The 23987-nt window shown below is 38.8% G+C and carries 30 protein-coding genes; 16 read left to right on the top strand and 14 right to left on the bottom strand.

From position 1 onward, the window contains the following. The 3 genes from EOK74_RS17595 to EOK74_RS17585 all read right to left on the bottom strand — a co-directional run bounded on the left by EOK74_RS17595 (nt 1) and on the right by EOK74_RS17585 (nt 4519). Nucleotides 1–1431 carry an aldehyde dehydrogenase family protein gene (locus EOK74_RS17595; RefSeq protein ID WP_133471420.1) on the bottom strand — a complete coding sequence of 477 codons (1431 nt, stop codon included), beginning with the start codon at nt 1429–1431 and terminating at the stop codon, nt 1–3. Between the two features lie 11 nt (nt 1432–1442). Further along, nucleotides 1443–3083: an acetolactate synthase large subunit gene (locus EOK74_RS17590; protein ID WP_133471419.1), complete on the bottom strand. Its 1641-nt coding sequence runs from the start codon at nt 3081–3083 to the stop codon at nt 1443–1445. A 257-nt stretch (nt 3084–3340) separates the two neighbouring features. Beyond that, a complete protein-coding gene (locus EOK74_RS17585; protein WP_166638798.1) occupies nt 3341–4519 on the bottom strand; it encodes a CYTH domain-containing protein in 1179 nt (392 codons plus the stop codon). Between the two features lie 42 nt (nt 4520–4561). Here EOK74_RS17585 and EOK74_RS17580 point away from each other — a divergent pair, with 42 nt between their 5' ends. From EOK74_RS17580 to rpoS, 11 genes are all read left to right on the top strand, one after another. Continuing rightward, nucleotides 4562–5164, top strand: coding sequence for a TIGR04211 family SH3 domain-containing protein (locus EOK74_RS17580; RefSeq protein WP_133471417.1), 603 nt, complete (start codon nt 4562–4564; stop codon nt 5162–5164). A gap of 101 nt (nt 5165–5265) precedes the next feature. After that, complete coding sequence (locus EOK74_RS17575; protein WP_133471416.1) at nt 5266–5769, top strand: TIGR03546 family protein; 504 nt, start codon at nt 5266–5268, stop codon at nt 5767–5769. 3 nt (nt 5770–5772) lie between these two features. Continuing rightward, nucleotides 5773–7527 carry a TIGR03545 family protein gene (locus EOK74_RS17570; RefSeq protein ID WP_133471415.1) on the top strand — a complete coding sequence of 585 codons (1755 nt, stop codon included), beginning with the start codon at nt 5773–5775 and terminating at the stop codon, nt 7525–7527. Nucleotides 7528–7611: 84 nt separating this feature from the next. Further along, the gene (gene ftsB, locus EOK74_RS17565) at nt 7612–7890 is read left to right on the top strand and encodes a cell division protein FtsB (RefSeq protein WP_133471414.1); all 279 of its coding nucleotides are present in this window, start codon (nt 7612–7614) and stop codon (nt 7888–7890) included. Nucleotides 7891–7899: 9 nt separating this feature from the next. Continuing rightward, nucleotides 7900–8610, top strand: a complete 711-nt coding sequence (gene ispD, locus EOK74_RS17560; RefSeq protein WP_133471413.1) for a 2-C-methyl-D-erythritol 4-phosphate cytidylyltransferase — start codon at nt 7900–7902, stop codon at nt 8608–8610. Nucleotides 8611–8640: 30 nt separating this feature from the next. Next, nucleotides 8641–9126, top strand: coding sequence for a 2-C-methyl-D-erythritol 2,4-cyclodiphosphate synthase (ispF, locus tag EOK74_RS17555; protein ID WP_205964692.1), 486 nt, complete (start codon nt 8641–8643; stop codon nt 9124–9126). Continuing rightward, entirely contained in the window at nt 9126–10172 is a 1047-nt protein-coding gene (gene truD, locus EOK74_RS17550) for a tRNA pseudouridine(13) synthase TruD (protein ID WP_133471411.1), read from the top strand. The genes ispF and truD overlap by 1 nt, the downstream gene beginning before the upstream one ends. Nucleotides 10173–10317: 145 nt before the next feature. Beyond that, nucleotides 10318–10956 (top strand): protein-L-isoaspartate(D-aspartate) O-methyltransferase, encoded by a 639-nt coding sequence (locus EOK74_RS17545; protein WP_133471410.1) that lies wholly within the window; start codon nt 10318–10320, stop codon nt 10954–10956. Then, a complete protein-coding gene (locus tag EOK74_RS17540; protein WP_133471409.1) occupies nt 10953–11891 on the top strand; it encodes a polyprenyl-phosphate transporter in 939 nt (312 codons plus the stop codon). The genes EOK74_RS17545 and EOK74_RS17540 overlap by 4 nt, the downstream gene beginning before the upstream one ends. Nucleotides 11892–11894: 3 nt before the next feature. Continuing rightward, a complete protein-coding gene (locus tag EOK74_RS17535) occupies nt 11895–12746 on the top strand; it encodes a peptidoglycan DD-metalloendopeptidase family protein (protein ID WP_133471408.1) in 852 nt (283 codons plus the stop codon). Between the two features lie 62 nt (nt 12747–12808). Continuing rightward, entirely contained in the window at nt 12809–13780 is a 972-nt protein-coding gene (rpoS, locus tag EOK74_RS17530) for an RNA polymerase sigma factor RpoS (protein WP_133471407.1), read from the top strand. A gap of 52 nt (nt 13781–13832) precedes the next feature. Here rpoS and tpx read toward each other — a convergent pair whose 3' ends face one another. Beyond that, nucleotides 13833–14327 (bottom strand): thiol peroxidase, encoded by a 495-nt coding sequence (gene tpx / locus EOK74_RS17525; protein ID WP_133471406.1) that lies wholly within the window; start codon nt 14325–14327, stop codon nt 13833–13835. A 121-nt stretch (nt 14328–14448) separates the two neighbouring features. Between tpx and EOK74_RS17520 the strand changes: the two genes are divergently transcribed. Then, nucleotides 14449–14979: a hypothetical protein gene (locus EOK74_RS17520; protein ID WP_205964690.1), complete on the top strand. Its 531-nt coding sequence runs from the start codon at nt 14449–14451 to the stop codon at nt 14977–14979. Here the strand turns inward: EOK74_RS17520 and folA are convergent. The 4 genes from folA to rplU all read right to left on the bottom strand — a co-directional run bounded on the left by folA (nt 14948) and on the right by rplU (nt 17456). Next, nucleotides 14948–15475 carry a type 3 dihydrofolate reductase gene (folA, locus tag EOK74_RS17515; protein WP_239024156.1) on the bottom strand — a complete coding sequence of 176 codons (528 nt, stop codon included), beginning with the start codon at nt 15473–15475 and terminating at the stop codon, nt 14948–14950. The genes EOK74_RS17520 and folA overlap by 32 nt on opposite strands. An 86-nt stretch (nt 15476–15561) precedes the next feature. Then, nucleotides 15562–16731 carry an Obg family GTPase CgtA gene (cgtA, locus tag EOK74_RS17510; RefSeq protein ID WP_133471405.1) on the bottom strand — a complete coding sequence of 390 codons (1170 nt, stop codon included), beginning with the start codon at nt 16729–16731 and terminating at the stop codon, nt 15562–15564. Between the two features lie 140 nt (nt 16732–16871). Continuing rightward, nucleotides 16872–17129, bottom strand: coding sequence for a 50S ribosomal protein L27 (rpmA, locus tag EOK74_RS17505; RefSeq protein WP_133471404.1), 258 nt, complete (start codon nt 17127–17129; stop codon nt 16872–16874). Nucleotides 17130–17144: 15 nt separating this feature from the next. After that, a complete protein-coding gene (rplU, locus tag EOK74_RS17500; RefSeq protein WP_133471403.1) occupies nt 17145–17456 on the bottom strand; it encodes a 50S ribosomal protein L21 in 312 nt (103 codons plus the stop codon). A 248-nt stretch (nt 17457–17704) separates the two neighbouring features. Here rplU and ispB point away from each other — a divergent pair, with 248 nt between their 5' ends. After that, nucleotides 17705–18676 (top strand): octaprenyl diphosphate synthase, encoded by a 972-nt coding sequence (ispB, locus tag EOK74_RS17495; RefSeq protein ID WP_133471402.1) that lies wholly within the window; start codon nt 17705–17707, stop codon nt 18674–18676. Between the two features lie 44 nt (nt 18677–18720). Here the strand turns inward: ispB and EOK74_RS17490 are convergent, their stop codons facing one another. The 3 genes from EOK74_RS17490 to EOK74_RS17480 are packed head-to-tail and all read right to left on the bottom strand — an operon-like array spanning nt 18721 to nt 20752. After that, nucleotides 18721–19671 (bottom strand): DUF4097 family beta strand repeat-containing protein, encoded by a 951-nt coding sequence (locus tag EOK74_RS17490; RefSeq protein ID WP_133471401.1) that lies wholly within the window; start codon nt 19669–19671, stop codon nt 18721–18723. A 24-nt stretch (nt 19672–19695) separates the two neighbouring features. After that, nucleotides 19696–20193 (bottom strand): hypothetical protein, encoded by a 498-nt coding sequence (locus EOK74_RS17485; protein WP_133471400.1) that lies wholly within the window; start codon nt 20191–20193, stop codon nt 19696–19698. Continuing rightward, on the bottom strand, nt 20186–20752 hold the full coding sequence (locus tag EOK74_RS17480) for an RNA polymerase sigma factor (RefSeq protein ID WP_133471399.1): 567 nt from the start codon (nt 20750–20752) through the stop codon (nt 20186–20188). The genes EOK74_RS17485 and EOK74_RS17480 overlap by 8 nt, the downstream gene beginning before the upstream one ends. A gap of 160 nt (nt 20753–20912) precedes the next feature. Here EOK74_RS17480 and EOK74_RS17475 point away from each other — a divergent pair, with 160 nt between their 5' ends. After that, nucleotides 20913–21443, top strand: coding sequence for a DUF5655 domain-containing protein (locus tag EOK74_RS17475; RefSeq protein ID WP_133471398.1), 531 nt, complete (start codon nt 20913–20915; stop codon nt 21441–21443). Nucleotides 21444–21488: 45 nt separating this feature from the next. Then, nucleotides 21489–22127, top strand: a complete 639-nt coding sequence (locus tag EOK74_RS17470; protein WP_133471397.1) for an MOSC domain-containing protein — start codon at nt 21489–21491, stop codon at nt 22125–22127. Nucleotides 22128–22192: 65 nt separating this feature from the next. Here the strand turns inward: EOK74_RS17470 and rplI are convergent, their stop codons facing one another. The 3 genes from rplI to rpsF are packed head-to-tail and all read right to left on the bottom strand — an operon-like array spanning nt 22193 to nt 23301. Then, nucleotides 22193–22645 (bottom strand): 50S ribosomal protein L9, encoded by a 453-nt coding sequence (gene rplI / locus EOK74_RS17465; RefSeq protein ID WP_133471396.1) that lies wholly within the window; start codon nt 22643–22645, stop codon nt 22193–22195. A gap of 15 nt (nt 22646–22660) precedes the next feature. Continuing rightward, nucleotides 22661–22888 (bottom strand): 30S ribosomal protein S18, encoded by a 228-nt coding sequence (rpsR, locus tag EOK74_RS17460; RefSeq protein WP_133471395.1) that lies wholly within the window; start codon nt 22886–22888, stop codon nt 22661–22663. Further along, nucleotides 22888–23301, bottom strand: coding sequence for a 30S ribosomal protein S6 (rpsF, locus tag EOK74_RS17455; protein WP_133471477.1), 414 nt, complete (start codon nt 23299–23301; stop codon nt 22888–22890). Before rpsF ends, rpsR begins: the two co-directional genes overlap by 1 nt. 479 nt (nt 23302–23780) lie before the next feature. Here rpsF and EOK74_RS21115 point away from each other — a divergent pair, with 479 nt between their 5' ends. Continuing rightward, entirely contained in the window at nt 23781–23981 is a 201-nt protein-coding gene (locus tag EOK74_RS21115) for a pyridoxamine 5'-phosphate oxidase family protein (protein ID WP_239024160.1), read from the top strand. Nucleotides 23982–23987 lie beyond the last annotated feature (6 nt).

The following is a 23987-nucleotide window of genomic DNA, read 5'->3' as shown; positions in this document are numbered from 1 at the left end:
TTAACTAGGTGTACGTAACACCATTAAGCGTATTTCAGTCATATCTTCCATAGCAAAGGTAATACCTTCACGGCCTAAGCCTGACTCTTTGACACCGCCATAAGGCATGTTATCTACACGCCAGCTAGGCACGTCGCCAATTACCACACCACCAACATCTAATTCGTCCCATGCTTTATGAGCTTTATAGATATCTCGGGTGAAGATACCTGCTTGCAGACCAAATTGGCTGTTGTTTACTTCTTTTAGTGCTTCGTCGAAATCACTAAATGAACTAAGGACAGAAACAGGCCCAAACGCTTCTTCTGTATTGATAGCAGCATCGTTAGGTACATTTTCAAGTAAAGTGGCTTGCAACATATTACCATCACGCTTACCACCACATAGTAAAGTTGCACCCGCAGATACTGCTTCTTGTACCCAAGTATCCAAACGTGAAGCTTCAGATTCTGAAATCATTGGACCAATAAAAGTATCTTCTTTGAGCGGGTCACCATGTACTAGATTAGCAACACGGTCTGTGTAACGTTGTTTAAAGTCAGCATAGATAGACTCATGTACAATAACACGCTGTACACTGATACAACTTTGACCTGATTGGTAATAAGCACCAAAAACAATGCGCTCAATGGCATCATCTAAATCAGTATCGTGATCAACTAAACACGCAGCGTTACCACCTAGCTCTAAAATAACCGGCTTTTTGCCTGCTTTAGCTTTAAGATCCCAACCTACTTGAGGTGAGCCCGTAAAGCTAAGTAACTTAAATCGGTCATCTGTAGTAAACAAGTCAGCACCGTCACGGCTGCAAGGTAAAATAGAAAAAGATCCTTTAGGCAAATCGGTTTCAGCTAGAATTTCACCGATTATCAATGCACCTAAGGGAGTACGACTAGCAGGTTTGAGTACAAATGCACAACCTGTCGCTAATGCTGGCGCAATTTTGTGAGCCGCTAGGTTTAATGGGAAGTTAAAAGGTGAAATAAACGAACAAGGACCAATAGGCACTCGTTTGTACATACCTGTATAACCTTTAGCCCTGGGAGTTATCTCAAGGTTGATAACTTCACCGTGCATACGTACAGACTCTTCAGCAGCAATTCGGAAGGTATCAATTAAACGTGTTACTTCTCCGCGGGCATCTTTAATAGGCTTACCTGCTTCGATACACAAAGCATGAGCTAGCTCATCAAAGCGCTCTTCAAAACGTTTTACACAGTAATTAAGAATATCCTGACGCTGGTAAGGCGCCATTTTATTCAATTCTGGTTGACTAGCTTCTGCAGCGGCAATCGCTTCGTCAATAACCTTAGCGTCTGCCAAAGCAGCATGAGTAGCCACTTCATTGGTGTACTTATTTGTAATCTCTAAATCTTCATTAGCAAATACGGCTTCGCTTGCTAAAAAATAGGGATAAGCTTTCGCTAACATTCTATAGCTCCTTAAACTGCTTCACTGCGTATACGCAATGTTTGATTCAATGTTTTGTCATTTAAAGTGTAGTCCACTGGAACATCGATTAAATGTACGCCTGGTTCAGCTAAACATTTTTGTACTTGAGGTAATAACCCTTCAGCTGAGTCAACTCTCCAACCATGGCCGCCGTAACTCTCAACATATTTAACGAAGTCAGGGTTGCCATAATCTAACCCGAAGTTCTCAAACTCCATGTTAGCTTGTTTCCACTTAATCATACCGTAAGCATCATCACGTAAAATAATGACAACTATATGTAAGTTAAGGCGCACTGCTGTTTCTAGTTCTTGGCTATTCATCATGAATCCACCATCACCACAAACGGTAATCACAGGCTTGTCAGGGTGAACCATTTTTGCGGCCATAGCTGAAGGTAGACCTGCTCCCATAGTGGCAAGCGCATTATCTAACAACAATGTATTTGGAAGTGCTGCCGGGTAGTTACGAGCAAACCAAATTTTGTATACGCCATTATCTAACGTTACGATACCGTCATCTGGCATTGCTTCACGAATATCTTTAACGAAGCGCTCTGGCAATATTGGGAAACGGTCATCATTTTCACTTTCTGACTTATGATCTAGATAAGCTTGGTGTACTTTTTTGAAGAAGCTGAAGTCCCAATTGTCTTGTGAGTTAACTTGTTCTTTTACCTGCCAGATTGTGTTTGCAATATCACCCACAACTTCTAACTGAGGGAAATATACTGGGTCAACAGCAGCTGGCTCAAAGTTAACATGGATAACTTGACGACCGCCATGCTTCATAAAGAAAGGCGGCTTTTCGACAACATCATGACCCACGTTGATAATCAAATCAGCACTGTCGATTACGCGGTGAACAAAATCACCAGAAGACAAAGCGGTATTACCCATGAACAAGTCATCACGCTCGTCCAACACACCTTTACCTAACTGAGTAGTAACATAAGGAATACCTGTTTTATCAACTAATTCTTTTAACATTTTAGAGGTTAATTTACGGTTAGCTGCCGCACCAATTAACAATAAAGGAGACTTAGCAGCTTCAATCATTTCTACTGCTTTATTAATTGCTTTGTATTCTGCGATTGGACGACGACTAATGCTAGGGGTTAGCAACTGCATACTAGTATCTTCAGCAGCGATATCTTCTGGTAATTCAATATGAGTAGCACCTGGACGCTCATCATGAGCTAATCTGAATGCTTCACGCACAGCTGATGGAATGCGGTCGCCACTCACTAATTGAGTTGTATATTTAGTAATAGGACGCATCATATCTACTGCATCTATCACCTGAAAACGCCCTTGCTTACTAGTTTTTACAGGTTTTTGCCCTGTAATCATTAGCATTGGCATAGCGCCCAATTGAGCATATGCTGCTGGTGTGACTAAATTGGTAGCACCTGGGCCTAATGTAGAAAGACAAACACCAACTTTACCCGTAAGGCGACCATAGGTAGCAGCCATAAAACCAGCGCCTTGCTCGTGACGGGTTAAAATTAGTTTAATATCCGACTCTCGCATTGATTCTAACAAGTCTAGATTTTCTTCTCCGGGGATACCAAAGATATACTCAACGCCTTCAGCTTCGAGGGCCTTGATAAATAAGTCTGACGCTTTCATGTGCGCTCCTTTATGTAGTGTAGGGTTAATATACTTAAGCGTTACGAATACTCATAATGGCAATAAGCATTTAATTTATTATTGGAATCTATCCTTTTATTGTTATGGGTATATATTCCACTTTGTTATAAGGTTAGGTAAAGCATAAAAAATCGATTAACTAAATCATTTTTATATTGCTTATAATTAGAACACGCAAAATAGCCTAAAACAGGAGCAATTAAATATTAGTCTTAGTTAAAGTAGCAATTTAGCCGCTAACTATGGATTACCCAAGGCTTCTCTAACATTACTTGAACTAGGTCAAGTTGAAAATCGATCGTTTGTGAATTAGTTAAAAAAACTGATAATTGCTCTAAATTTTCCCAATTGTTTACCTTATCAGTTTCGATATCTTGGATTGTTGATGACCAATGAAACTTTAAATTAACAGCTTTATCACACAATTCAGACAACTCATTACAAGAGGTCAGATTAAAAAGCTTTTGCAAACTAAAAGTCAGTAAATTGAGTGCCTTTGATATATCAGACACTCCATGAGAATGAGTGCTTTGATGGTTGAAGCTGAAAAATGTCGAATATAACTGAAAGTGTGACAATGCCTTATTGATCAACTCAACACATTGTTCAGCACTTAATAAAGAATCGTTGGAGATTTTTGGCAATGCAGTGCTTGATATCTTTGCATCGTCTGCCAATTTATAGCCTCTGGCCGCTTTACTGTGTACACCAATACCTAGCGGCATTAAGGAAGATATTTGTTTAGCCAAATTAAATAAATCTTTTACTCCACCTTTTTTTAATTCCAGCTCTATTTCACAGATAGGTAAAGTCAACTCACCTGAGCGCACCTCACCATAATCCCATACCAATTCAATACTAGAAGTATCATTGTCAAGTTGATAAACATGACGAGTAAAATTAGTTGAAAACATAGTTTCAAGGTTATTCTGTACCGCTTCTAAGTCGAAGTTATTAGGCCAAGCTGAAGATTCAAATAAGCTCAGGTTAGGGAACTCTATATTCTTTTTATCATAGCTATCTAAGGAAACATTATATTCTGGTCGCTTATGTAAGCCCCCTATAGATTGTCCTGACGTTTTTAATGTCTGTTCACAATATTGATTATTACTACGAATACGCAAGCCTATATCATGCTTTCTCAATAAACGATCCTGCGTATCAAAATAATAGTTAGTTAATGTCACTACTTCCTTTTTGACGTTGCCTTTTAGGCTAGGCAACAATTTTTTGTCTATAACTTCACCGGCATCATTATTAGTCAATAATTTAAGCTCAATTTCAAATTCCACTATGTATTCTTCTTTAATAAAGTAAACAGAATCACCATAACCCGATGACCAAACTGAATCAATTATCAGAACTAGCTTAAAAGCTGTTTCAATTGAATCAACACTTGCCTTTCGTTGTTTCAACCCATACCATTTAAGGCTGATTTTTAAGGCCAGTTTTCAAATATGAAGAATCGATTAATACAGTGTTTTTTATGGGTTATATGTTGTTCAGTAGGGTTTCAACTCGGTGCCCAAGAACCGAATGATAGTGAGGGTGATATTCGCTATATCTCCGATGAGCTATACACCTATTTACACTCAGGACCAGGTCGAAATTTTCGAATTTTAGGGTCTGTTATAGCGGGAACTCGAGTAACAGTTCTTCAAGAAGATGGCGACTTTACGGAAGTCATCGATGGCAAACAACGTACAGGTTGGGTTGAGTCTGATTTTATTAGTACAACTCAGAGCGTCAGAGAATTAGTACCAAGTTTACAGCAGCAAGTGTTACAGGCTAATCAAACAATTGAACAGCAACAGGGTGATATTGACCTACTACAGCAAGAGCTTGCTTCAATTAAGTCACAGAACAACAGATTAGAAAGCAAAATTACCTCTGCTGAAAAAGAAAATGCAGAACTGATCCAAACTATTAATGAGCATGATCAAACAGCTCAAATCGAATGGTTTACCCGAGGTGGTATTGTGGCAGTAATTAGTTTGATTTTAGGGATTATAATCACCTATTTACCTAAAAAACGTCGTAGAAATGACAACTGGATGTAATCACATACAGGAACATTTTTAAATAAATTGAGTCCAAGTTTAGGTTTTTAATTTTAACATTTGTCTGACATAGCTCACGACGTAATTTCCGGGAAGTAACAATGGGCCTATTAGCAAAATTATTTAAAGCACTTAATTCAGATGCATCACCATGGCAGCTTGCTTTTGGCTTTGCATTGGGAATGGTAATGGGATTAACCCCTTTTGTAGGGTTACATTCACTATTACTAATTTTCTCAGTACTGTTTTTTCGAGTCAATATTAGTAGCTTTTTAATCGCTTGGACCGTGTTTTCTGTTATTGCAATTCCCGCCAGTTATGGTTTTTCGGCGTTGGGTGAATCAATATTATTAAGCTCTACCTTGGAGTCATTGTGGAATGGCTTGTACGGAACATTCATCGGCCAATTAACGCAATTTTATCACACAACTACCTTGGGGAGCCTTATAGCTTGCGTTATTTTATTTCCCATTATTTTATTATTAAGTAAAAAATTAGTTGAACAATATCGAGAGCGTTTCATGAAGTGGGTTAATCAGTGGCGTATCGTACAAATATTGAAAGGTTCTAAATTCTTCCAAATTTACCAAGCCATTAAGGATTAAGCTATGAAATCAATTATTCGCTGGCCTGGATTAGTCGCTTTCTTTGTTGTAGTTGGATTATTCACAGCTATTAGTATTTTGTTTTTAGACTTCTGGATTAAACTGGCGGCAGAAAAAACGTTAGGCTTAGCTAATCGCGCTGAAGTCAATATTGAGTCTGTTGAGCATACTTTTTCTCCTTTTAGTATTACATTAAATCGTGTACAGCTGACGGACCCTAGTGCGCCTGATACAAATCAGCTTGAAACACAAACAGTGTCGGCCGCAATAGATTTACCCCCTTTATTATTACGTAAACTCATTATCGACGATTTAAAAATCACAGGTGTTGAGCTCGGAACCCTTAGAGATTCCCCTGGCGATGTTTACGAGAAGGCAGAAGACGAAACAGTTGACAGTGAACAACTATTTGTTGAAACCCAAGGCATCCCTAGTGTTGATGAAATTTTAGCTAAGTCTCCCCTTAAAACCACACTAGCGATTGAAGATGTAGAAGTCGCCTACGAAAAACACAGTGACAAGTTACAAACACAATACGAGGCTTTGCCCAGTAAAGAAAAGTTAGAAAACTATCAAAAGCGGATTAAAAAGTTAACAGAGGCTGACTATAAAGATGCCACTAAACTTTTAGCTGCTAAAGAAGAATTTGACCAGCTAAAAGATGAAATCAAAGCAGATAAAAAACAGTTAGAAGAATTTAAGGCCTCTGTTGATGCAGCCAAAGCAGATTTGGGACCAAAAGTTTCAGCCCTTAAAGCAGCGCCTACCCAAGATTATGAGCAACTTAAGTCGTTATTAGCGGGGGATGCAGACGCAATTGAGGATGTCACCACTCTTGTATTCGGAGAACAAATTGGACAATGGAGCCAATACACGTTAGCTGCCTTTGAAATAATAGGCCCTATGCTTAAAAGTAGTCGCGAAGCAGAACAAGAGGCCCAAGCTTACCAGGGTAAATGGATAAATTTTGATAACGACGCAGGTCTACCAGATCTGTTAATACGCAAATCTGAAATATCTATAAAATGGCAAGAAGAAAACATTAGTAGTTATTGGACAGACATAACCTATCAACACGACATTATAGGCAGAGCTACAACCTTTGTTGTTGACTCTAGTGCCAGCAAACTGTGGAACTCACTAAAAGTTGATGGGGAGCTTTGGCTTAGTGATGCTAACGGAGCAAAAGCGCAACAAACTTGGGCATTAGATGGCTTAACATTATCTGATTTAGGCTTAGTAGACCAAGAAAAAATTAGTGGTGAACTCAAATCAGGTTTAGTTTCAAGTACAGGAAGTATGTCACTAGCAGGCGACGTATTATCAGGAAAAGGCCTAGTCGACTTACAACAATTACTCATAAATGCCACTGGCAGTAACAAAATAACTAACATAGTGGCCGACACACTGAACCAATTAAAAGAACTTACCCTAACCACAGATATTGCCGGTACATTGGGAGACTTAGACTTATCTATAGGTTCAGATTTAAACCAACAAATTGGCGGTGCATTACTGGCCAACGTCAGTACTGAACAACAAGAAAAACTAGATGAGCTTAAACAAAAGCTAAACTTGCAAACATCGGAAGTATTAGGCGAAGGGAATGATCAATATCAACAACTACTCGACTGGGAAAAGTTAGCTGATGGTGATTTAAGCTCAATCGACAGTTTACTAGAAGCTAAACTTGATAGTCTTGTTGACCAGAAAAAAGATGAAGCTAAAGATAAACTTTTAAATAAACTTTTTAATTAACCTCTAGAACTGCCAGGACGACTAGCCGAATAGCCAAAACCTCGGCATAATAAGTCTCCTTTTAGTCTTTTGGTGAGCAGAAAAATGAAGTGGGTAACCATAATTTTACTTATATTGCTTGCTACTCTCCAATATCGCTTATGGTTTGGTAAAAACAGCATTACAGATTTTGTGAGACTAAAGCAAGAAGTCGACACTCAAGTCACCTTAAATAGTAATCTACGACAACGAAACAACCTTCTTAAAGCCGATATTCATGACTTAAAAATTGGTTTAGAAGCCGCAGAAGAAAGAGCAAGGAATGAACTCGGCTTAATCAAAGAAGGTGAGACCTTTTATCGTATTTTACCTACAGAGAATTAATACCGCTTAATGCCATTACCCACTCGATACTCAGTCATTGTCCCTGCCGCAGGTATTGGTAAACGTATGCAATCAGATTGCCCAAAGCAATATTTACATATTCTTGGGAAATCAATAATTGAACACACACTCGATAATTTATTGTCTCACCCTCAAATAAAAAGCATAGTGGTAGTGTTAAACCCCGAGGATACAACTTTTAAAGAGTTGCCCATTTCCACACATCCACAACTAGATATAGTCATTGGTGGAAAAGAGCGATGTGATTCAGTTTTAGCTGGTTTGAATCACCTATCAACTTCAGAGCAGTGGGTATTGGTTCATGATGCGGCTAGACCTTGTCTAGACCACACAGATTTGAGTGCTTTGCTCAGCCTGGCTACAAGTGGTAAAGATGGCGGGATCTTAGCGGCACCGGTACGAGACACGATGAAAAGAGGCTCATCTATAATCAATAAAAGACATAGCAGTGTGAAACATACCGAATCTAGAGATAATTTATGGCATGCCTTAACCCCTCAATTTTTCCCATTAACTTTACTAAAAAACGCTCTTAATTTGGCTATAGATGAAGGGGCTGAAGTGACAGATGAAGCTTCCGCAATTGAATATGTATCAGAGACAGTTATGTTAGTCGAAGGTAGCGCTTCCAACATAAAAGTAACACGGCCAGAAGACCTATTATTAGCAGAGTTCTATCTCTCACAAAAAAAAGCTTAATCAAATATTAACAAGGATCATTTAATGAATATGCGTATTGGTCATGGCTATGATGTCCATAAATTTGGCGGAGAAGGCCCAATTGTTATAGCTGGAGTTAACATTGATTACGAATTAGGGCTGATAGCTCACTCTGATGGAGATGTGGCCATACATGCATTGTGTGATGCATTACTTGGTGCCGTCGCTTTAGGAGACATTGGTAAACACTTTCCAGATACCGACCCTAGTCTTTCAGGTGTCGATAGTAGAGAGCTACTTAGGCATGTTAAAAAATTAGTTGCGGCAGAAGGCTATCACTTAGCAAACTTAGACATGACTATAATTGCACAAGCTCCCAAAATGGCACCTCATATCCTTGAAATGAGAGAGAGAATAGCGGCTGATCTATCGGTAAACATTAATCAAGTAAATGTAAAGGCAACCACAACCGAAAAATTAGGCTTTGCCGGGCGAAAAGAAGGGATTGCAGCTCATGCGGTAGTATTATTGACAGCAATAAAAGCTAGTTGCTAATGCAAATACAACATTGGAGCTATCAATACCCTAAGCTTAATATCGATGGGATATTTAAAAGTATACCCGAGGATTTTCAGGTTAAAGAATTATTGGGCTATGCGCCAATTGGCGAAGGTGAGCACATATATTTATGGGTACGCAAAACCGGATTGAATACCGCTTTTCTAGCAGAGCAAATTGCTAAATATGCAAAACTTCCTTTACGCGCCGTAACCTATGCTGGCCGCAAGGACAAACACGCTCAGACTGAACAATGGTTTGGTGTACACTTGCCAGGTAAAGAAGACATAGACTGGTCCAATTTTGCAGTGCAAGGCGCTGAAATACTTAATTCAATTCGTCATAATAAAAAACTTAGAACGGGTGTACTTAAAGCTAATCAATTTAAAATTACCATTAGAGACCTTAGTTCAACGGTTGGCTTGGATAATAGATTGCGGCAGATTGCTTCACTAGGAGTACCAAATTACTTTGGTGAACAACGTTTTGGCGATACACGATACGATCCAAGGGGGGGCAATCTAGTCCTAGCTGAAAAGATGATAGCAGGTGAAGAAATTCGTAATCGTAATAAACGCTCAATGGCAATTTCAGCGTTACGCTCCTGGTTCTTTAACGAGGTGGTCCACCATAAAGTCCAAAACAATACCCTAGACACACCACAACTAGGTGACGTGATGCAACTTGCGGGAAGTAATAGCTTTTTCTGTGTTGATGATATAGATAACAATCTAAGTACCAGATTAAAACAAAGAGATATATTTATTTCTGCGCCAATGTGGGGCTCAGGTCACTTATCAAGCAAACATAAAGTATTAGAATTTGAGGAGGCCATCGCATCAAAGCACAAAAATATAACCGAAACCCTTGAAAATATCGGATTAAAACAGGAGAGAAGGACTGTTCACTTGTATCCAGCTGATTTGCATTGGTCAATAAATAATAACAACTTAACCCTTGATTTTTCTCTACCTTCTGGTGCTTTTGCTACCTCAGTAGTTCGTGAGTTACTTAATATCCAAAAAAACAGTGTTACAAGTTAAATTTTGCTAGCACATTAAAACATGTCATTGATATGATAAATTAGACGCGATATCTATTAAGTAACTTGCTTACCAGCAATTAAGACATGTGCGGAAACAAACAAGAACAATATTAAAACCATATATTAATAAAAATAGGTAAGTTATGAGAGCAACCTCACGCAAAGGTGAAAACCTAGCTCAACTTTTACATCAGGAAGGCATAATAAACTCCAAAGTATTGACTGCTATCGCTAACATCCCCAGAGAAATATTCCTGCCAGATGCACTAAAACATAAAGCTTATCAAAATACAGCCTTACCAATAGGGCAAGGCCAAACCATTTCACAACCTTACATAGTGGCTAAAATGACAGAGTTATTACTTGAATCTGACAACAATGCCGAAAATGTATTAGAAATAGGCACAGGTTCTGGTTATCAAACGGCCGTTTTGGCACAACTATTTAAACAGGTCTTCTCTGTAGAAAGAATTAAAACTCTACAGTTTCAAGCTAAGCGTCGTATGAACCAATTGGATTTACACAATGTTAAAATGAAACATGGTGATGGGTGGCAAGGTTGGTCTAGCAAAGGACCTTACGATGCAATAATTGTTACAGCGGCCGCCAGCTCGGTTCCTGAAAAGCTATACCAACAATTAAACGATGGGGGTAGATTAATTATTCCAGTTGGAGAGTCTAACCAACAATTACATTGCATTACACGCCAACAAGATGAGTTTACTTCATCGATTATAGAAGCAGTACGGTTTGTGCCACTAGTGGCTGGAGATATAATTTGAAACCCAAAAATTCAAAAGCTTATGTTGGACTTACCCTAAAAGGAATGTTAATGGGTGCAGCAGATGCTGTGCCAGGTGTATCTGGTGGTACCATTGCATTCATGACAGGTATCTACGAAGAATTAATATTTTCACTTAAGCAGTGTGGGCTTTCGGCTCTTCAAATGCTTTTTAAGCAAGGCATAAAAGCGACTTGGCTGCACATCAATGGCAATTTTTTATTAGCAGTTTTTGGTGGTATTTTACTAAGCCTATTAACTGTTTCACGGGTTGTTCTGTACCTTTTAGATAATCACCCAATACTATTATGGTCCTTCTTTTTTGGATTAATTTTAGCAGCTGTATGGTCATTGATACGGCATATTAAAAAATGGAATTTGTCTATTATTGCAACATTCATCACAGGTGCAGTAAGTGCTTACTATATTACTATAATGAGCCCTACCAGCATTGAATCTACACCACTCATTATTTTTATATCAGGAATGATTGCCATTTGTGCAATGATACTCCCTGGGATTTCTGGGAGCTTTATTTTACTTCTTTTGGGCATGTACGCGCCTATGTTAACGGCAATAAAAGAGCTTCAATTTTTCACTTTAGCAATATTCGCGACAGGCTGTGCTACTGGGCTTATTAGTTTTTCACATGTTTTGAGTTGGATGTTTAAGCACCACAAAACTACGACTTTAGCCCTGCTTGGTGGATTTATGCTAGGTTCCTTAAATAAAGTATGGCCTTGGAAAGAAACAATAGAATCTATAATTGACCGCCACGGTAAAGAAGTACCGCTAGTCCAAGAAAATATTTCACCTATCGCCTTTGAATCATTAAATAGTCAACCTTCTTACCTATGGTATGCAATAGTATTATCACTGTTTGGAATGTTTTTAGTCATTCTATTAGAAAAAATAGGCTCTCCAGATAACGATTAAGCGATGAAAAAAACTCCCACTAAACGTCGTACATACAGTTATGCAAATCTGGGGTCTCTATTGCTTTTTAGTAGTATTTTTCTTTGGGGCTGTAGTAGCAGAAAAACACCCGCACCTGTTGTAGAGTTATATCAAGGTAAAACCTACAAAGACTTTGAAAAACAGGGGTATGAAGGCAAATATTACAAAGTACAAACTGGTGACACCCTATTCTCTATCGCTTGGTATAGCGGCCAAGATTATAGAGATCTAGCTAAACTAAATAAAATCAGCTCTCCCTACAATATATATCCAGGCCAACGTTTACTGTTGACCGAAGGTAAAAAAACAAACCCAGTCAAAACTAATAAAATAACGACTACTTCCCCACAAAAAATTAAGAAACAAGCTATTGACCCACCTAAAAAGCAAGCGTATGGTAAAAGTGAAGAAATTGTTAACGGAAGTTCAGCACAATCTTTAGCCGGTAAATTTCCTGACCAAGTGAAAAATTGGTCTTGGCCAACTAAAGGTATTATCTCTAGAGGTTTCTCATCTAAAGATGAAGGCAATAAAGGCTTAGACTTTGATGGCAAGCATGGCGCTTCTATTTTAGCCGCAGCTGATGGAAAAGTTGTTTACACTGGCGATGCTTTACGAGGTTTCGGAAAGTTAGTCATAATTAAACACTCTGAAGCTTATTTAACAGCCTATGCGCACAACGACACAATTTTGGTTAAAGAACAGCAATGGATAAAATTAGGCGATAAAATCGCCACTATGGGTAAGAGCGGGACCGATAAGGTCAAACTTCATTTTGAAGTGAGATACAAAGGAAAATCTGTTAATCCTTTGCGTTACCTACCCAAGAGATAATAACTATAAATAATAATAATTGAGAAAAGGAGACCAAAACACAATATTGAGGATTCAACATTATGAAACAAGATCAAATAGATACTGCTGAAGAAAATGCAGTTGCTGATATAGAGCTCGAACTACCCGATAATCATAAAAGTAGTAAAGGGCAAGTCCAAGAAGAACTAGTTAACCTAGAAGATACCCCAAAAAACCTAGATGCTACCCAGCTATATTTAGGTGAAATTGGTTTCTCACCATTATTATCAGCTGAAGAAGAAGTATACTTTTCAAGGAGAGCCTTGAAAGGGGATGAAGCAGCTCGAAAACGTATGATAGTCAGTAATTTACGATTAGTAGTAAAAATTTCAAGACGTTATAACAATAGAGGCTTAGCTCTGCTCGATCTTGTTGAAGAAGGTAACCTTGGTCTAATACGTGCCGTGGAGAAGTTTGATCCAGAAAGAGGGTTTAGGTTTTCAACTTATGCTACTTGGTGGATTAGACAAACAATTGAACGGGCTATTATGAATCAAACTAGAACAATTCGATTACCCATTCACATTGTCAAAGAACTCAATGTTTACTTAAGAGCCGCTCGAGAGTTATCCCAAAAATTAGATCATGAGCCTACCGCTGAGGAAATCGCAGAAGCGCTAGATAAACCAGTCAAAGATGTCACAAAAATGCTGCGCTTAAATGAAAGGATTACTTCTGTCGACTCACCCATTGGTGGGGAAAATGACAAGGCTTTACTCGATCTCATAGCAGATGAAAAAGCAGATGGGCCAGAAGAGTGTCTGCAAGATTCAGGAATGAAACTAAACATAGTAAAATGGTTGCAAGAACTTAACCCTAAACAAAGAGAAGTTCTAGCTAGGCGATTTGGATTATTAGGGTATGAGCCATCTACCTTAGAAAATGTCGGATTAGAAATTGGCCTAACAAGAGAAAGGGTGCGTCAAATTCAAGTAGAAGCATTGCGAAGACTAAAAGATATGCTGGGCCATCAAGGTTTAAACTTAGAAGCTATATTTAACAAGCTGACGTAACAAAAAGACAATAAAAAAGCCTCAAATGAGGCTTTTTTATAACTGTAAAAAGCTATAGAACAGCTATGGCAGCTTCGTAATTTGGCTCTTCAGTAGTTTCAGCAACCTGCTCGGTATATAAAACCTTACCTTCCTCATCTATCACAACAACACTACGAGATAACAAACCACTTAATGGGCCAGTAGTAAAAGTCACTCCATAATCAGTACCAAAATCGCTTCTAAAGCTAGAAACTGTAGCAACATTTTCAATACCTTCAGCTCCGCAAAATCTTGCTCCAGCAAACGGTAAATCAGCAGAAACACACAGCACCTTAGTGCCATCTAACTCAGTCGCCTTTTCATTAAATGTGCGAATTGATGTGGCGCAAACCCCCGTATCTACAGAGGGAAAAATGTTTAAAATCAATTTTGAACCTGCATAATCTGCTAAGCATGTTTCTGATAAATCAGTTTCTACCAAAGTAAAATTAGGGGCTTGCTCCCCCACTAAAGGCAGCTCACCAACAGTTTGAAAAACATTACCTTTTAAAGTCACATTAGCCATTTAGACACTCCAAGTTTATTATGAGCAAAAAGTGTAACGCAAAATGCAGTCATGTATCGTATTAGTTCACAATTTTCCATTGTAAGATACTCACTTACTTCGAATAAAAGGCAATACATTAATGTCGTCAAATGTCCGATTAGCGCTTTCAGCCATTATATCTTTTGTATTTTATTTTTCATGGTCATACTGGGCAAATAGTTTAGTAACCGACAATGTAGCGATACTCTTAAGATCTGCAGTTGTTCAAGGCTCTCTCAGCGCCACTATTACGATACTTTTTACGTTTATTTTAGAAAAAACGGTAGGGAAATTTGAAAAGAGTTATGTTTCTTTAGTTTTTATCGTTCCAATAATCTGTACTGTCCATTCAAAAACAAAACAGAATGTAGCTATATTTAAAACATTCAAAAATATATTAGATAAGTCGGCAACCTATTTAAGCAATAATTCTTTACCAGGTGCAGCTTTCGCACCATTACTACCCATAGGAATTCAAGGTGCAATTGCTATTACTGTAAATATAGTCAACCAAACACCTAATTTATGGCTAACAGTGGCGCCTAGTATAATCATTACAGCTATCTATGGTTATATTTACACGTTTACGTTATTGCTATCTAAACCAGTTCAGCCTGTTTCACAAGATTAATGAAATGATATGAATAAAGATTTTTATCATCACTGTCGAACGATTCTGTACTTTCCTCAACCCATGAGTAATTAGCTTTATAGTCTGGGAAATAAGTATCTCCTGCGACCTCTAAATCAATATGGGTTAAGTAAAGGCGATGGCATAAAGGTAAAAAATGCTGATAAATGGTACCGCCACCTATAATCATGACTTCTGGGTTGGTTACTCCCTCAGCTTGACTATGACCCTTTGCCTCTTCTATAGCTTGCTCACAACTATTTACGACAGTAGCGTCGGGTAAAGTAAAAACAGGATCTGAACTCACCACAATATTCAAACGCCCTGGTAATGCTTTTCCAATCGACTCATAAGTTTTTCTACCCATTACTATAGGTTTGCCTAGCGTCACTTTTTTGAAATGCTTAAGATCGGCGGGAAGGTGCCAAGGCATAGTATTATTAAAGCCTATCACTCTATCATTAGCCATAGCGGCAATCATTGAAACTTGTATCATGAGTATTTTACACTTTTGAATTTATCAGGATATAAGGGCTAATTTATACATAAACTAACCCTTTTGCTTAAAGGACTCGGTAGGAGTTATTCTTTAGTATAAATCACTTCGAAATCATCATCGCCATCAAAGTTATCGTCGTCATCATCAAAATCGTCTTCACCACTTGCATAACCTTCTTCGAATGAATCCTTTTGCGGAGTATCCCACTTAAAACCATCATCGGTTGGTGCTTCTTCTACTTCTTCAGGTAATGCATCAATAAAGTCCATTGCATGATGACATAGCTCTTGAGTTCCGAGTTTCTGAAACGCTGAAATTTGGTAATACTCGCCTTCCCAACCAATAGCCTTGGCTATACGTTCACACTCGGCTTCAGCCTCATCTTCTAACATCAAGTCAACTTTATTAAAAACTAGCCAACGAGGTTTAGCAGCCAATTTAGGGCTGTACTTTTCTAACTCAGCAACAATAGCCTTAGCGTTATCAACAGGATCAGTTCCATTTGCAGGCATTAAATCAACTAAATGTAACAAGACTCGGCAACGCTCTAAATGTTTTAAAAACTGTATACCAAGCCCAGCACCTTCAGCCGCACCTTCTATTAACCCAGGAATATCAGCAATAACAAAGCTACTCATTGCATCCAAGCGAACAACCCCTAAATTAGGTACTAAGGTTGTAAAAGGATAGTCGGCCACTTTAGGTTTAGCAGCAGAAACACTTCGAATAAAAGTGGACTTACCCGCATTTGGCATACCTAACAAACCAACATCGGCCAACAGCATTAACTCTAATCTTAAGTTTCTGATTTCGCCTGGAGTACCATTTGTTTTTTGTCTAGGAGCTCGGTTAGTACTGGTTTTAAAGCGCGCATTACCTAAACCATGATAGCCACCTTGAGCAACTTTCATGCGTTGCAAGTGTTTGGTCAAGTCACCTAATAGTTCTCCAGTGTCACTGTCTGTAGCACGTGTACCTACTGGTACTTTAACTTCCAAATCAGAGCCACCTCTACCTGTACAATTCGCACTTTGACCGTTTTTACCTCGCTCAGCGCGGTGAAACCGTTCAAAACGATAATCAATCAAGGTGTTTAAGTTTTCGTCAGCGACTAAATAGACACTACCACCATCACCACCGTCACCGCCATCTGGACCACCATCAGGGACATATTTTTCTCGGCGAAAACCAACAACGCCGTTGCCACCATCTCCAGCTTCAACGCGGATATCAGCTTCATCTACAAATTTCATGACTTACTTAACACCTTGATAATAAAACGACTTAAACCAGTATAGAGTGTAAAACTTTAAAACAAGTAGCACATAATTTATACGGGTTAAACAAAAAGCCCCGCATAAAGCGGGGCTTTTAAATATAATACACTTATTACTTATTCAGCAACAATGCTCACAAATTTGCGATTTTTCGGACCTTTAACTTCAAATTGAACTTTACCATCAGATAAAGCAAATAAAGTATGGTCTTTACCGATACCCATATTATTACCAGCGTGGAATTTAGTACCACGTTGACGAACAATAATGTTACCAGCTAATACAGACTCACCACCGTAACGCTTAACACCTAAACGTTTGCTTTCTGAATCACGGCCGTTGTTAGTACTACCACCAGCTTTTTTATGTGCCATTTGTAATTACTCCTATTAAGCGCTAATGCCAGTGATTTTCACTTCTGTGAACCACTGACGGTGACCCATTTGGGTACGTGAATGCTTACGACGACGGAACTTAACGATTTTTACTTTTTCGCCACGTCCATGAGTTACTACTTCAGCAGTAACCTTTCCACCATTAACAAAAGGTGTACCAATCTTAATATCGTCACCATTGCTCACCATTAAAATATCATCGAATTCAACTGACTCACCAGGAGCCACTTCGATTTTTTCTAGGCGAACGGTTTGGCCTTCAGCCACACGGTGTTGTTTGCCACCACTTTGGAAAACCGCGTACATAATTAAACTCCGCTCTGTGTCTCTTGACACTATATATTCAAAAACAGGGCGCGAATTGTACGTGAAGCTATATCACCAAGCAAGTCCATTTTTTAATTAATTTGATTAAATAACAATCGTTTTACGTTTCCCCTGCATTATTGTGACATATATGTTTAAGTGTGACTGGATACCCTACTAAAATTCTGTAGAATCCGTTTGCGAATTTAACAGTATGAATACTTAAGCTTAATCAAAAAAGTGAAGGCATGAAACTAGAAGACATCAATAACCTAGCGCATCAAGATATGATGGCTGTAAATGAGTTAATTCAACAGCAAGTCAACTCTGATGTTTCACTGATCAATCAACTCGGTTTTTATATAGTTAATAGTGGTGGAAAACGCTTACGGCCATTGATAACGGTACTTGCAGCAAATGCGGTTAACATTCCCAATCAACAACATCATACGTTAGCGACAATAATCGAGTTTATTCACACTGCAACTTTACTCCATGATGATGTGGTTGATGAATCCACTATGCGCCGTGGTAAAGAAACCGCCAATGCAGTGTTTGGTAATCAAGCCAGTGTGCTTGTAGGAGACTTTTTATACACCCGCTCTTTTCAGATGATGGTCAGTCTAAAAAGAATTCGAGTAATGGAAATTTTATCCGATGCCACTAATGTGATATCTGAAGGTGAAGTATTACAGTTAATGAACTGCAATGATCCAGACACCACGGAAGAAAGTTACATGCAGGTTATATATAGTAAAACGGCACGCTTATTTGAAGCGGCGACTTTATTGGCCGCAGTACTAGCTGACCAACCCAAAGAAATTGAAATTGCTATGCAAAACTATGGCAAATACTTAGGTACTGCCTTTCAACTTATAGATGATGTACTAGATTATGACGCCGACCCCGAAGAAATGGGTAAAAATGTGGGTGATGACCTAGCAGAAGGTAAACCAACCTTGCCACTGTTACACGCAATGTGGAATGGCAACGATGCTCAAGCCACTATGATAAAGCAAGCCATTGAAACAGGTGATGGTATGCAACACTTTGACGAAATAATGGCAGCAATGAAACAAGCTGGCTCTTTAGAATATACTAAACAGTTAGCCGTTGAAGCATCAGAACAAGCTATTAATGCGTTACAACCCGTACCAGATTCTAACTATAAAGATGCTTTAATAGGCTTAGCTAAAATCTCTGTGCAGCGGTCAGCTTAACAACAGCTCACCGCTAATCACTCACTCCTAATTAGTCTATTAAGTTACTTTGTACTTAGTTTTACTCTGCCACTCACTGTAGAAATATCCACTTCAGCATGGCCACCATTAACAGCAAACTCTAGCCAACGACTTGGACCATACTTAGCTTTCTGCATTTTATCATCTGACAGCAAATTCTTAATTGATCCACCAGCATGCGCTTGAATATCAAATCGAGCTGATACTTTCTTTTGGAAATTTAAATTAATAGCACCATCAACTGAATAGGCATCAATATCCCCGCTCTTTTTCAGACTAAGACTAGCGTCAATGTCACCATTGACAGTACTTACATTAAGTTGAGAAATCTCACCAAGCTTTAAATCAATATCGCCATTAACTGTCCCAACATTAATTTCTTGACTATTACTTGTCACTTTAATGTCACCGTTCACAGAATCGTAACTATCTCCATTCCCACCAGAATTAAAGGAGTTTATATCACCATTTACCGTTTCTATTTTTACATCGCCTTCAAGCTCTTTAGCGGTAATATCACCATTGACTGACTCTAAGTGAATGCGCCCGGCTAATTCTCTACTGTTAATACTTCCGTTTACCGTATCAATACTTGCTCCACCTTGAAAACCTTCAACTGCAACATCCGCATTTATAGCACTGTAATAAACTTTACTTTGCCGTGGCACATATATTTCTAAATCATCCCCCTGATCATCGCCCCAATTTGACCACTTTGAGTTTTGTTTTACTTTAACCTCAATCAAAACTTCATCACTGTCATGTCTAAATATAAATTCTTTAGTGTTATCGCCTAATTTGCCAACTACTCTTACTTGCTTTTTATCCCAAGCTTTTATAATTGCCTCACCATTAACATGCTCAATTTTTATAAATGCATCTTCATCTACATCTGCAATACGGTCTACCTGCTCAGAAGCCCAAGCAGTTATGCTTAAGCAATAGACCACTACACCTATAACTAATTTATTCATTTATTACTCCTTAAACTTTACAGCTTAAATTTGTGACCATTTGGGCGAATGTACTCGCTCAATAATACTAATTTGTTGTTGATGCACGCTTTGTAACATCTTTAATAGCGCCATATTATTTGGGTCGTTTTCTAAAGCCAATTTAATCGCATTTGCGGCATCATCTAACTCTGCAAGTTGGTCTTGCCAATTCTCTGTTAATGCTGGCTGGCTTCGTAACTTAACCAACAACTCATGTTTTTGTGCTTCGTGTTGTGCGCTTAACGAAGCAACCAAATCATCCCCAGTTAACAGCACAAATTGCGGACTAATGGTGAACCACCCAATAAAACCAAACATGACAACCGCTGCTACCGCTAAATATTTCTTACGCCTCTCTACCCTTGAATGCTGTAGTCCTGAAAAATCTTCTTTAGAAATGGCCAACTCTATACCCGGCCATAAATCTCTTTCAGGTTGTTTATCTTTTTTAAGCTCTGCAATTTTTTCATTAAGGGAGGCTTCAATTCTGGCCTTACTCATCTTTCATCCACTCCTCTAGCAGTTGTTTCGCTCTATGAAATTGTGATTTACTAGAACCAACTGCCATATTTGTCATTGTGGCGATTTCTTCGTGGCGATACCCTTCAATGGCGTGCAACACAAAGACTATTCTCGCTCTCTCAGGGAGTCTAACTACATAACTTTCGAGGTCTACACTACTACTTGATGCATCAGCCTCTTCATTCATCGCAGCCGAATCTTCAATGTTAAACATTTTCTGTACCCAGCCCTTTTGCTTACGAATATAAGAGATAGTGACATTAGACGTAACTGTGTGTAACCAAGTAGAAAACTTACTTTGCCCTCTAAAGTTGCCGATTTTTCGCCATAACTGTATAAACACTTCTTGAGCTGCATCTTCAGCTAATGCTTTTTCACCGGTTAATCGATAACAAAGCCCATACACCTGCCCAATATATTGGTGATATAAAGTGTTATAAGCCTGTTTATCTCCGCCCTGCACTGCTTTAATTAAGTCCAGCTCACTTTTTGTAGCAAACTTATGTTCAGCGGCAACAACGTTTCCATGTGTATTCAATGTAAAGGTTTACTCTTGTTTGGTTAAAAGATTAGTCGCAGCCTAAGTTGTAAAAGTTTAAAGGGCGAGGTAAAAAAGAATACACTAAAATTTCATATAAATAGAACCAACTAATGAACCAGCCAATTATGTATCTGGAAAAACAACCACAGGTGAAATAATGGAACAGAATCTATTAGAAAAGACCGGTAAAACCTTAGAAGAGTGGAAGCAATTACTAGCCAAACAAACCTTCAATAAACATGGGGAATACATGACCTTTTTAAAGAAAGAGCATAATGTAACCCATGGGTTTGCGAATTTTATCACCTTAAAGTTTCGTGAAGCCGATGCAGCATCCTTTAGTAATGAAGACCTAATTGCAAACCAATACTTAAAGAAAGAAAACCTAAAAGATATTTTCAACGAGCTCGACCAACACATAAAATTACTCGGCTCTGACGTTATAGTCACCCCAAAAAAATCTGCGGTTAGCTACAAAGTAAAGCGCCAATTTGCTTTAATTCAACCCAGCACCAAAACTCGGATTGATATAGGTTTGAAATTTAATGACAAAGCCAACACTCAAAGATTAGAAACGTCCGGGCCATTTGGCGCTATGTGCACACATAGGGTTCAAATAACCCAACCAGAACAAATAGATAGCGAATTATTAAACTGGCTTAAAGAAGCCTATCTAGAGGCTAAATAAACCCTCTTCCAAAACGTAAACTTTAATGATTGAAAAAGGATAGTAATGAAGGTTATTGGTTTATACAAAGCTCAGCTTAAAAGAATCGGCCCTAAAAGCGAATTAACAGGTATCTACAAATACCCCACCAATACAGCAACAGTCGACAAGCTAGGTATAGTTGGCGATATTCAAGTAGACAAACGATATCACGGTGGGCCAGAGAGAGCCCTTCATCAATATTCCCTGAGCAGTTATGAAAAAATTATAAAAGCTTATCCTTTGCTTTACAGAAAGGCCAAGATAGGCTCTATGGGTGAGAATATTAGTGTTGGCACAATGAACGAGTCGAATGTTTGTATTGGAGATACCTATGAAATCGGTAAGGTCGTAGTTCAGGTTTCTGGACCAAGAATGCCCTGTTTCAAAATCTCTGAAAAATTTAGTACACCGGGCCTAGACAAGTTTATAGCTAAGCACGGAATTCATGGTTGGTATTACCGCATACTAACAGAAGGCAGCTTTGCAATTGACGACCAAGTTGCTTTAATTTCTCGGCCAAATCCTACCTTGACCATTGCAGATTTTTTAAAACTAGCCAGGGGTAAAACCGCTCCCAAAGATGCTTTACAAAATGCCAGTAAAGCCGAGGGGTTAGATCCCGAATGGCAAGAAACTCTACAAAGAAAAGCAACCAACTCCTAAATATTAGACATAAAAAAACACCGCTAAATTAGCGGTGTTTTTATATACGTTACAACAAGTAGCAATTAAGCTTCTTGAATGATAACCAACTTGATAGTGGCAGTAACGTCTGTGTGAATTTGCAAATCGATTTCGAATTCGCCAGTTTCACGTAAAGTACCTACAGGTAATTTAACTTCAGACTTAGTTACTTCAACACCAGCAGCAGTAATTGCATCAGCAATGTCGCGAGTACCGACAGAACCAAACAATTTACCTTCATCACCAGCTGGAGAAGCGATAGTCACTTCACCTAAAGCAGCGATTTTATCTGCACGAGCTTGTGCTGTAGCGTGTTGTTCAGCGATTTTCGCTTCCAACTCAGCACGGCGCTGTTCAAATTTCTCTACATTTACTTTAGTAGCGGGAACTGCTTTACCTTGTGGGAACAAGAAGTTACGCGCGTAACCTGATTTTACAGTGACTTTGTCACCCAAGCCGCCTAGGTTAGCGATCTTGTCTAATAGTATAATATCCATCTCTGCTACCTACGATTACTTGTGAGAATCAGTATATGGAAGCAACGCCAAGAAGCGCGCACGCTTAATAGCAGTTGACAACTGACGCTGATATTTCGCGCTAGTTCCAGTGATACGGCTAGGTACAATTTTACCACTTTCAGTGATGTAATTTTTTAACATAGCGATGTCTTTATAATCGATTTCAGCAGCACCTTCTGCAGAAAAACGACAAAACTTACGACGTCTAAAAAAACGAGCCATTATGCGTCTCCTTTTTCTTCTGCAGCTGGAGCTTCTGTAGCAGGAGCAGCGGCAGCAGGTTTGTCATATGATTTTTCTTCACGCTTTTCACGACGTTCTTCTTTAGCCATAGGCGACTGTTCAGTAACAGCAGCTTTGGTACGCATAACAAGGTTACGCAAAACAACATCATTAAAACGGAAAGCAGTCTCTAGTTCTTCAACAGCTTCAGCAGTTGCTTCAGCATTGATCAAAACATAGTGTGCTTTATGAAGTTTATCGATAGGGTAAGCCAACTGGCGACGGCCCCAATCTTCTAAACGATGAATTTGACCACCCTCTTGGGTAAGAATTCCGGTATAACGCTCGATCATACCTGGAACTTGTTCACTCTGGTCAGGGTGAACCATGAATACGATTTCGTAATGACGCATCATATTGCTCCTCACGGTTGTAGTCTCGATAGCACAGCCAAGCTATATAGAGACAAGGAACTAAAGTTAGTGACTGTTTTAAGCGGCGCGGATTGTATATAAACTGGGCGCTAGGCACAAGGTTTATTTAGGTTCTAGCCTAAAAAATGTCATTTCATGACGAAAAGCTTAAAACTCAAAGAAAGGCATCGCTACGGCAATGAGCATTCGCTTCGCTCACAACAATTGTGACAACGTCACTTTTGAATCAATTGGGGTCGTAATAAAGTTACTCTAGCGTTATCAATGTAAGAACTAATTTTGATGTCAGGTACTGAGTCAATAAAGGGCTTTCATTTGTAAATCATCCTTTAGGGCGTCAATTTTTTACACCAAAAACGATAGGAGAATTGCTGAAGGAGGCGCAGTTCTCTAGCTTAGACCATAACTTTTTTGCTTGTATTTCTGGCTTACTGGTTAAATAAACCAACCAAGAGGTTATTAACCGCTATTGGTCAAAACCTGTTGAAGCATGGTATGAGAAAGGTCGAGATGACCGCTCATTACTGATGATGCGCTTTGAACTAAAATCAGCTGAAATGTGGGCAGTTGCCCCCAGCGTAGTAGAAATGCTCAAGCTAGCCTCAGGCTCTACTATCTCGCCTGCAGAAATGGGCGGTCATCAAAAGATTGCATTTTAACGTTTA

The organism is Paraglaciecola marina, assembly GCF_004360155.1.
GTDB lineage: Bacteria > Pseudomonadota > Gammaproteobacteria > Enterobacterales > Alteromonadaceae > Paraglaciecola > Paraglaciecola marina.
The sequence above is the reverse complement of the archived record's forward strand: the minus strand, read 5'-3'. Positions and strand labels throughout refer to the sequence as shown.

Coding starts and splice junctions, on each gene's coding strand:
- EOK74_RS17595 (WP_133471420.1), bottom strand. CDS start 1,431: ATGTTAGCGAAAGCTTATCCCTATTTTTTAGCAAGCGAAGCCGTATTT.
- EOK74_RS17590 (WP_133471419.1), bottom strand. CDS start 3,083: ATGAAAGCGTCAGACTTATTTATCAAGGCCCTCGAAGCTGAAGGCGTT.
- EOK74_RS17580 (WP_133471417.1), top strand. CDS start 4,562: ATGAAGAATCGATTAATACAGTGTTTTTTATGGGTTATATGTTGTTCA.
- EOK74_RS17575 (WP_133471416.1), top strand. CDS start 5,266: ATGGGCCTATTAGCAAAATTATTTAAAGCACTTAATTCAGATGCATCA.
- EOK74_RS17570 (WP_133471415.1), top strand. CDS start 5,773: ATGAAATCAATTATTCGCTGGCCTGGATTAGTCGCTTTCTTTGTTGTA.
- ftsB (WP_133471414.1), top strand. CDS start 7,612: ATGAAGTGGGTAACCATAATTTTACTTATATTGCTTGCTACTCTCCAA.
- ispD (WP_133471413.1), top strand. CDS start 7,900: ATGCCATTACCCACTCGATACTCAGTCATTGTCCCTGCCGCAGGTATT.
- ispF (WP_205964692.1), top strand. CDS start 8,641: ATGCGTATTGGTCATGGCTATGATGTCCATAAATTTGGCGGAGAAGGC.
- truD (WP_133471411.1), top strand. CDS start 9,126: ATGCAAATACAACATTGGAGCTATCAATACCCTAAGCTTAATATCGAT.
- EOK74_RS17545 (WP_133471410.1), top strand. CDS start 10,318: ATGAGAGCAACCTCACGCAAAGGTGAAAACCTAGCTCAACTTTTACAT.
- EOK74_RS17535 (WP_133471408.1), top strand. CDS start 11,895: ATGAAAAAAACTCCCACTAAACGTCGTACATACAGTTATGCAAATCTG.
- rpoS (WP_133471407.1), top strand. CDS start 12,809: ATGAAACAAGATCAAATAGATACTGCTGAAGAAAATGCAGTTGCTGAT.
- tpx (WP_133471406.1), bottom strand. CDS start 14,327: ATGGCTAATGTGACTTTAAAAGGTAATGTTTTTCAAACTGTTGGTGAG.
- EOK74_RS17520 (WP_205964690.1), top strand. CDS start 14,449: ATGTCGTCAAATGTCCGATTAGCGCTTTCAGCCATTATATCTTTTGTA.
- folA (WP_239024156.1), bottom strand. CDS start 15,475: ATGATACAAGTTTCAATGATTGCCGCTATGGCTAATGATAGAGTGATA.
- cgtA (WP_133471405.1), bottom strand. CDS start 16,731: ATGAAATTTGTAGATGAAGCTGATATCCGCGTTGAAGCTGGAGATGGT.
- rpmA (WP_133471404.1), bottom strand. CDS start 17,129: ATGGCACATAAAAAAGCTGGTGGTAGTACTAACAACGGCCGTGATTCA.
- rplU (WP_133471403.1), bottom strand. CDS start 17,456: ATGTACGCGGTTTTCCAAAGTGGTGGCAAACAACACCGTGTGGCTGAA.
- ispB (WP_133471402.1), top strand. CDS start 17,705: ATGAAACTAGAAGACATCAATAACCTAGCGCATCAAGATATGATGGCT.
- EOK74_RS17490 (WP_133471401.1), bottom strand. CDS start 19,671: ATGAATAAATTAGTTATAGGTGTAGTGGTCTATTGCTTAAGCATAACT.
- EOK74_RS17485 (WP_133471400.1), bottom strand. CDS start 20,193: ATGAGTAAGGCCAGAATTGAAGCCTCCCTTAATGAAAAAATTGCAGAG.
- EOK74_RS17475 (WP_133471398.1), top strand. CDS start 20,913: ATGGAACAGAATCTATTAGAAAAGACCGGTAAAACCTTAGAAGAGTGG.
- EOK74_RS17470 (WP_133471397.1), top strand. CDS start 21,489: ATGAAGGTTATTGGTTTATACAAAGCTCAGCTTAAAAGAATCGGCCCT.
- rplI (WP_133471396.1), bottom strand. CDS start 22,645: ATGGATATTATACTATTAGACAAGATCGCTAACCTAGGCGGCTTGGGT.
- rpsR (WP_133471395.1), bottom strand. CDS start 22,888: ATGGCTCGTTTTTTTAGACGTCGTAAGTTTTGTCGTTTTTCTGCAGAA.
- rpsF (WP_133471477.1), bottom strand. CDS start 23,301: ATGCGTCATTACGAAATCGTATTCATGGTTCACCCTGACCAGAGTGAA.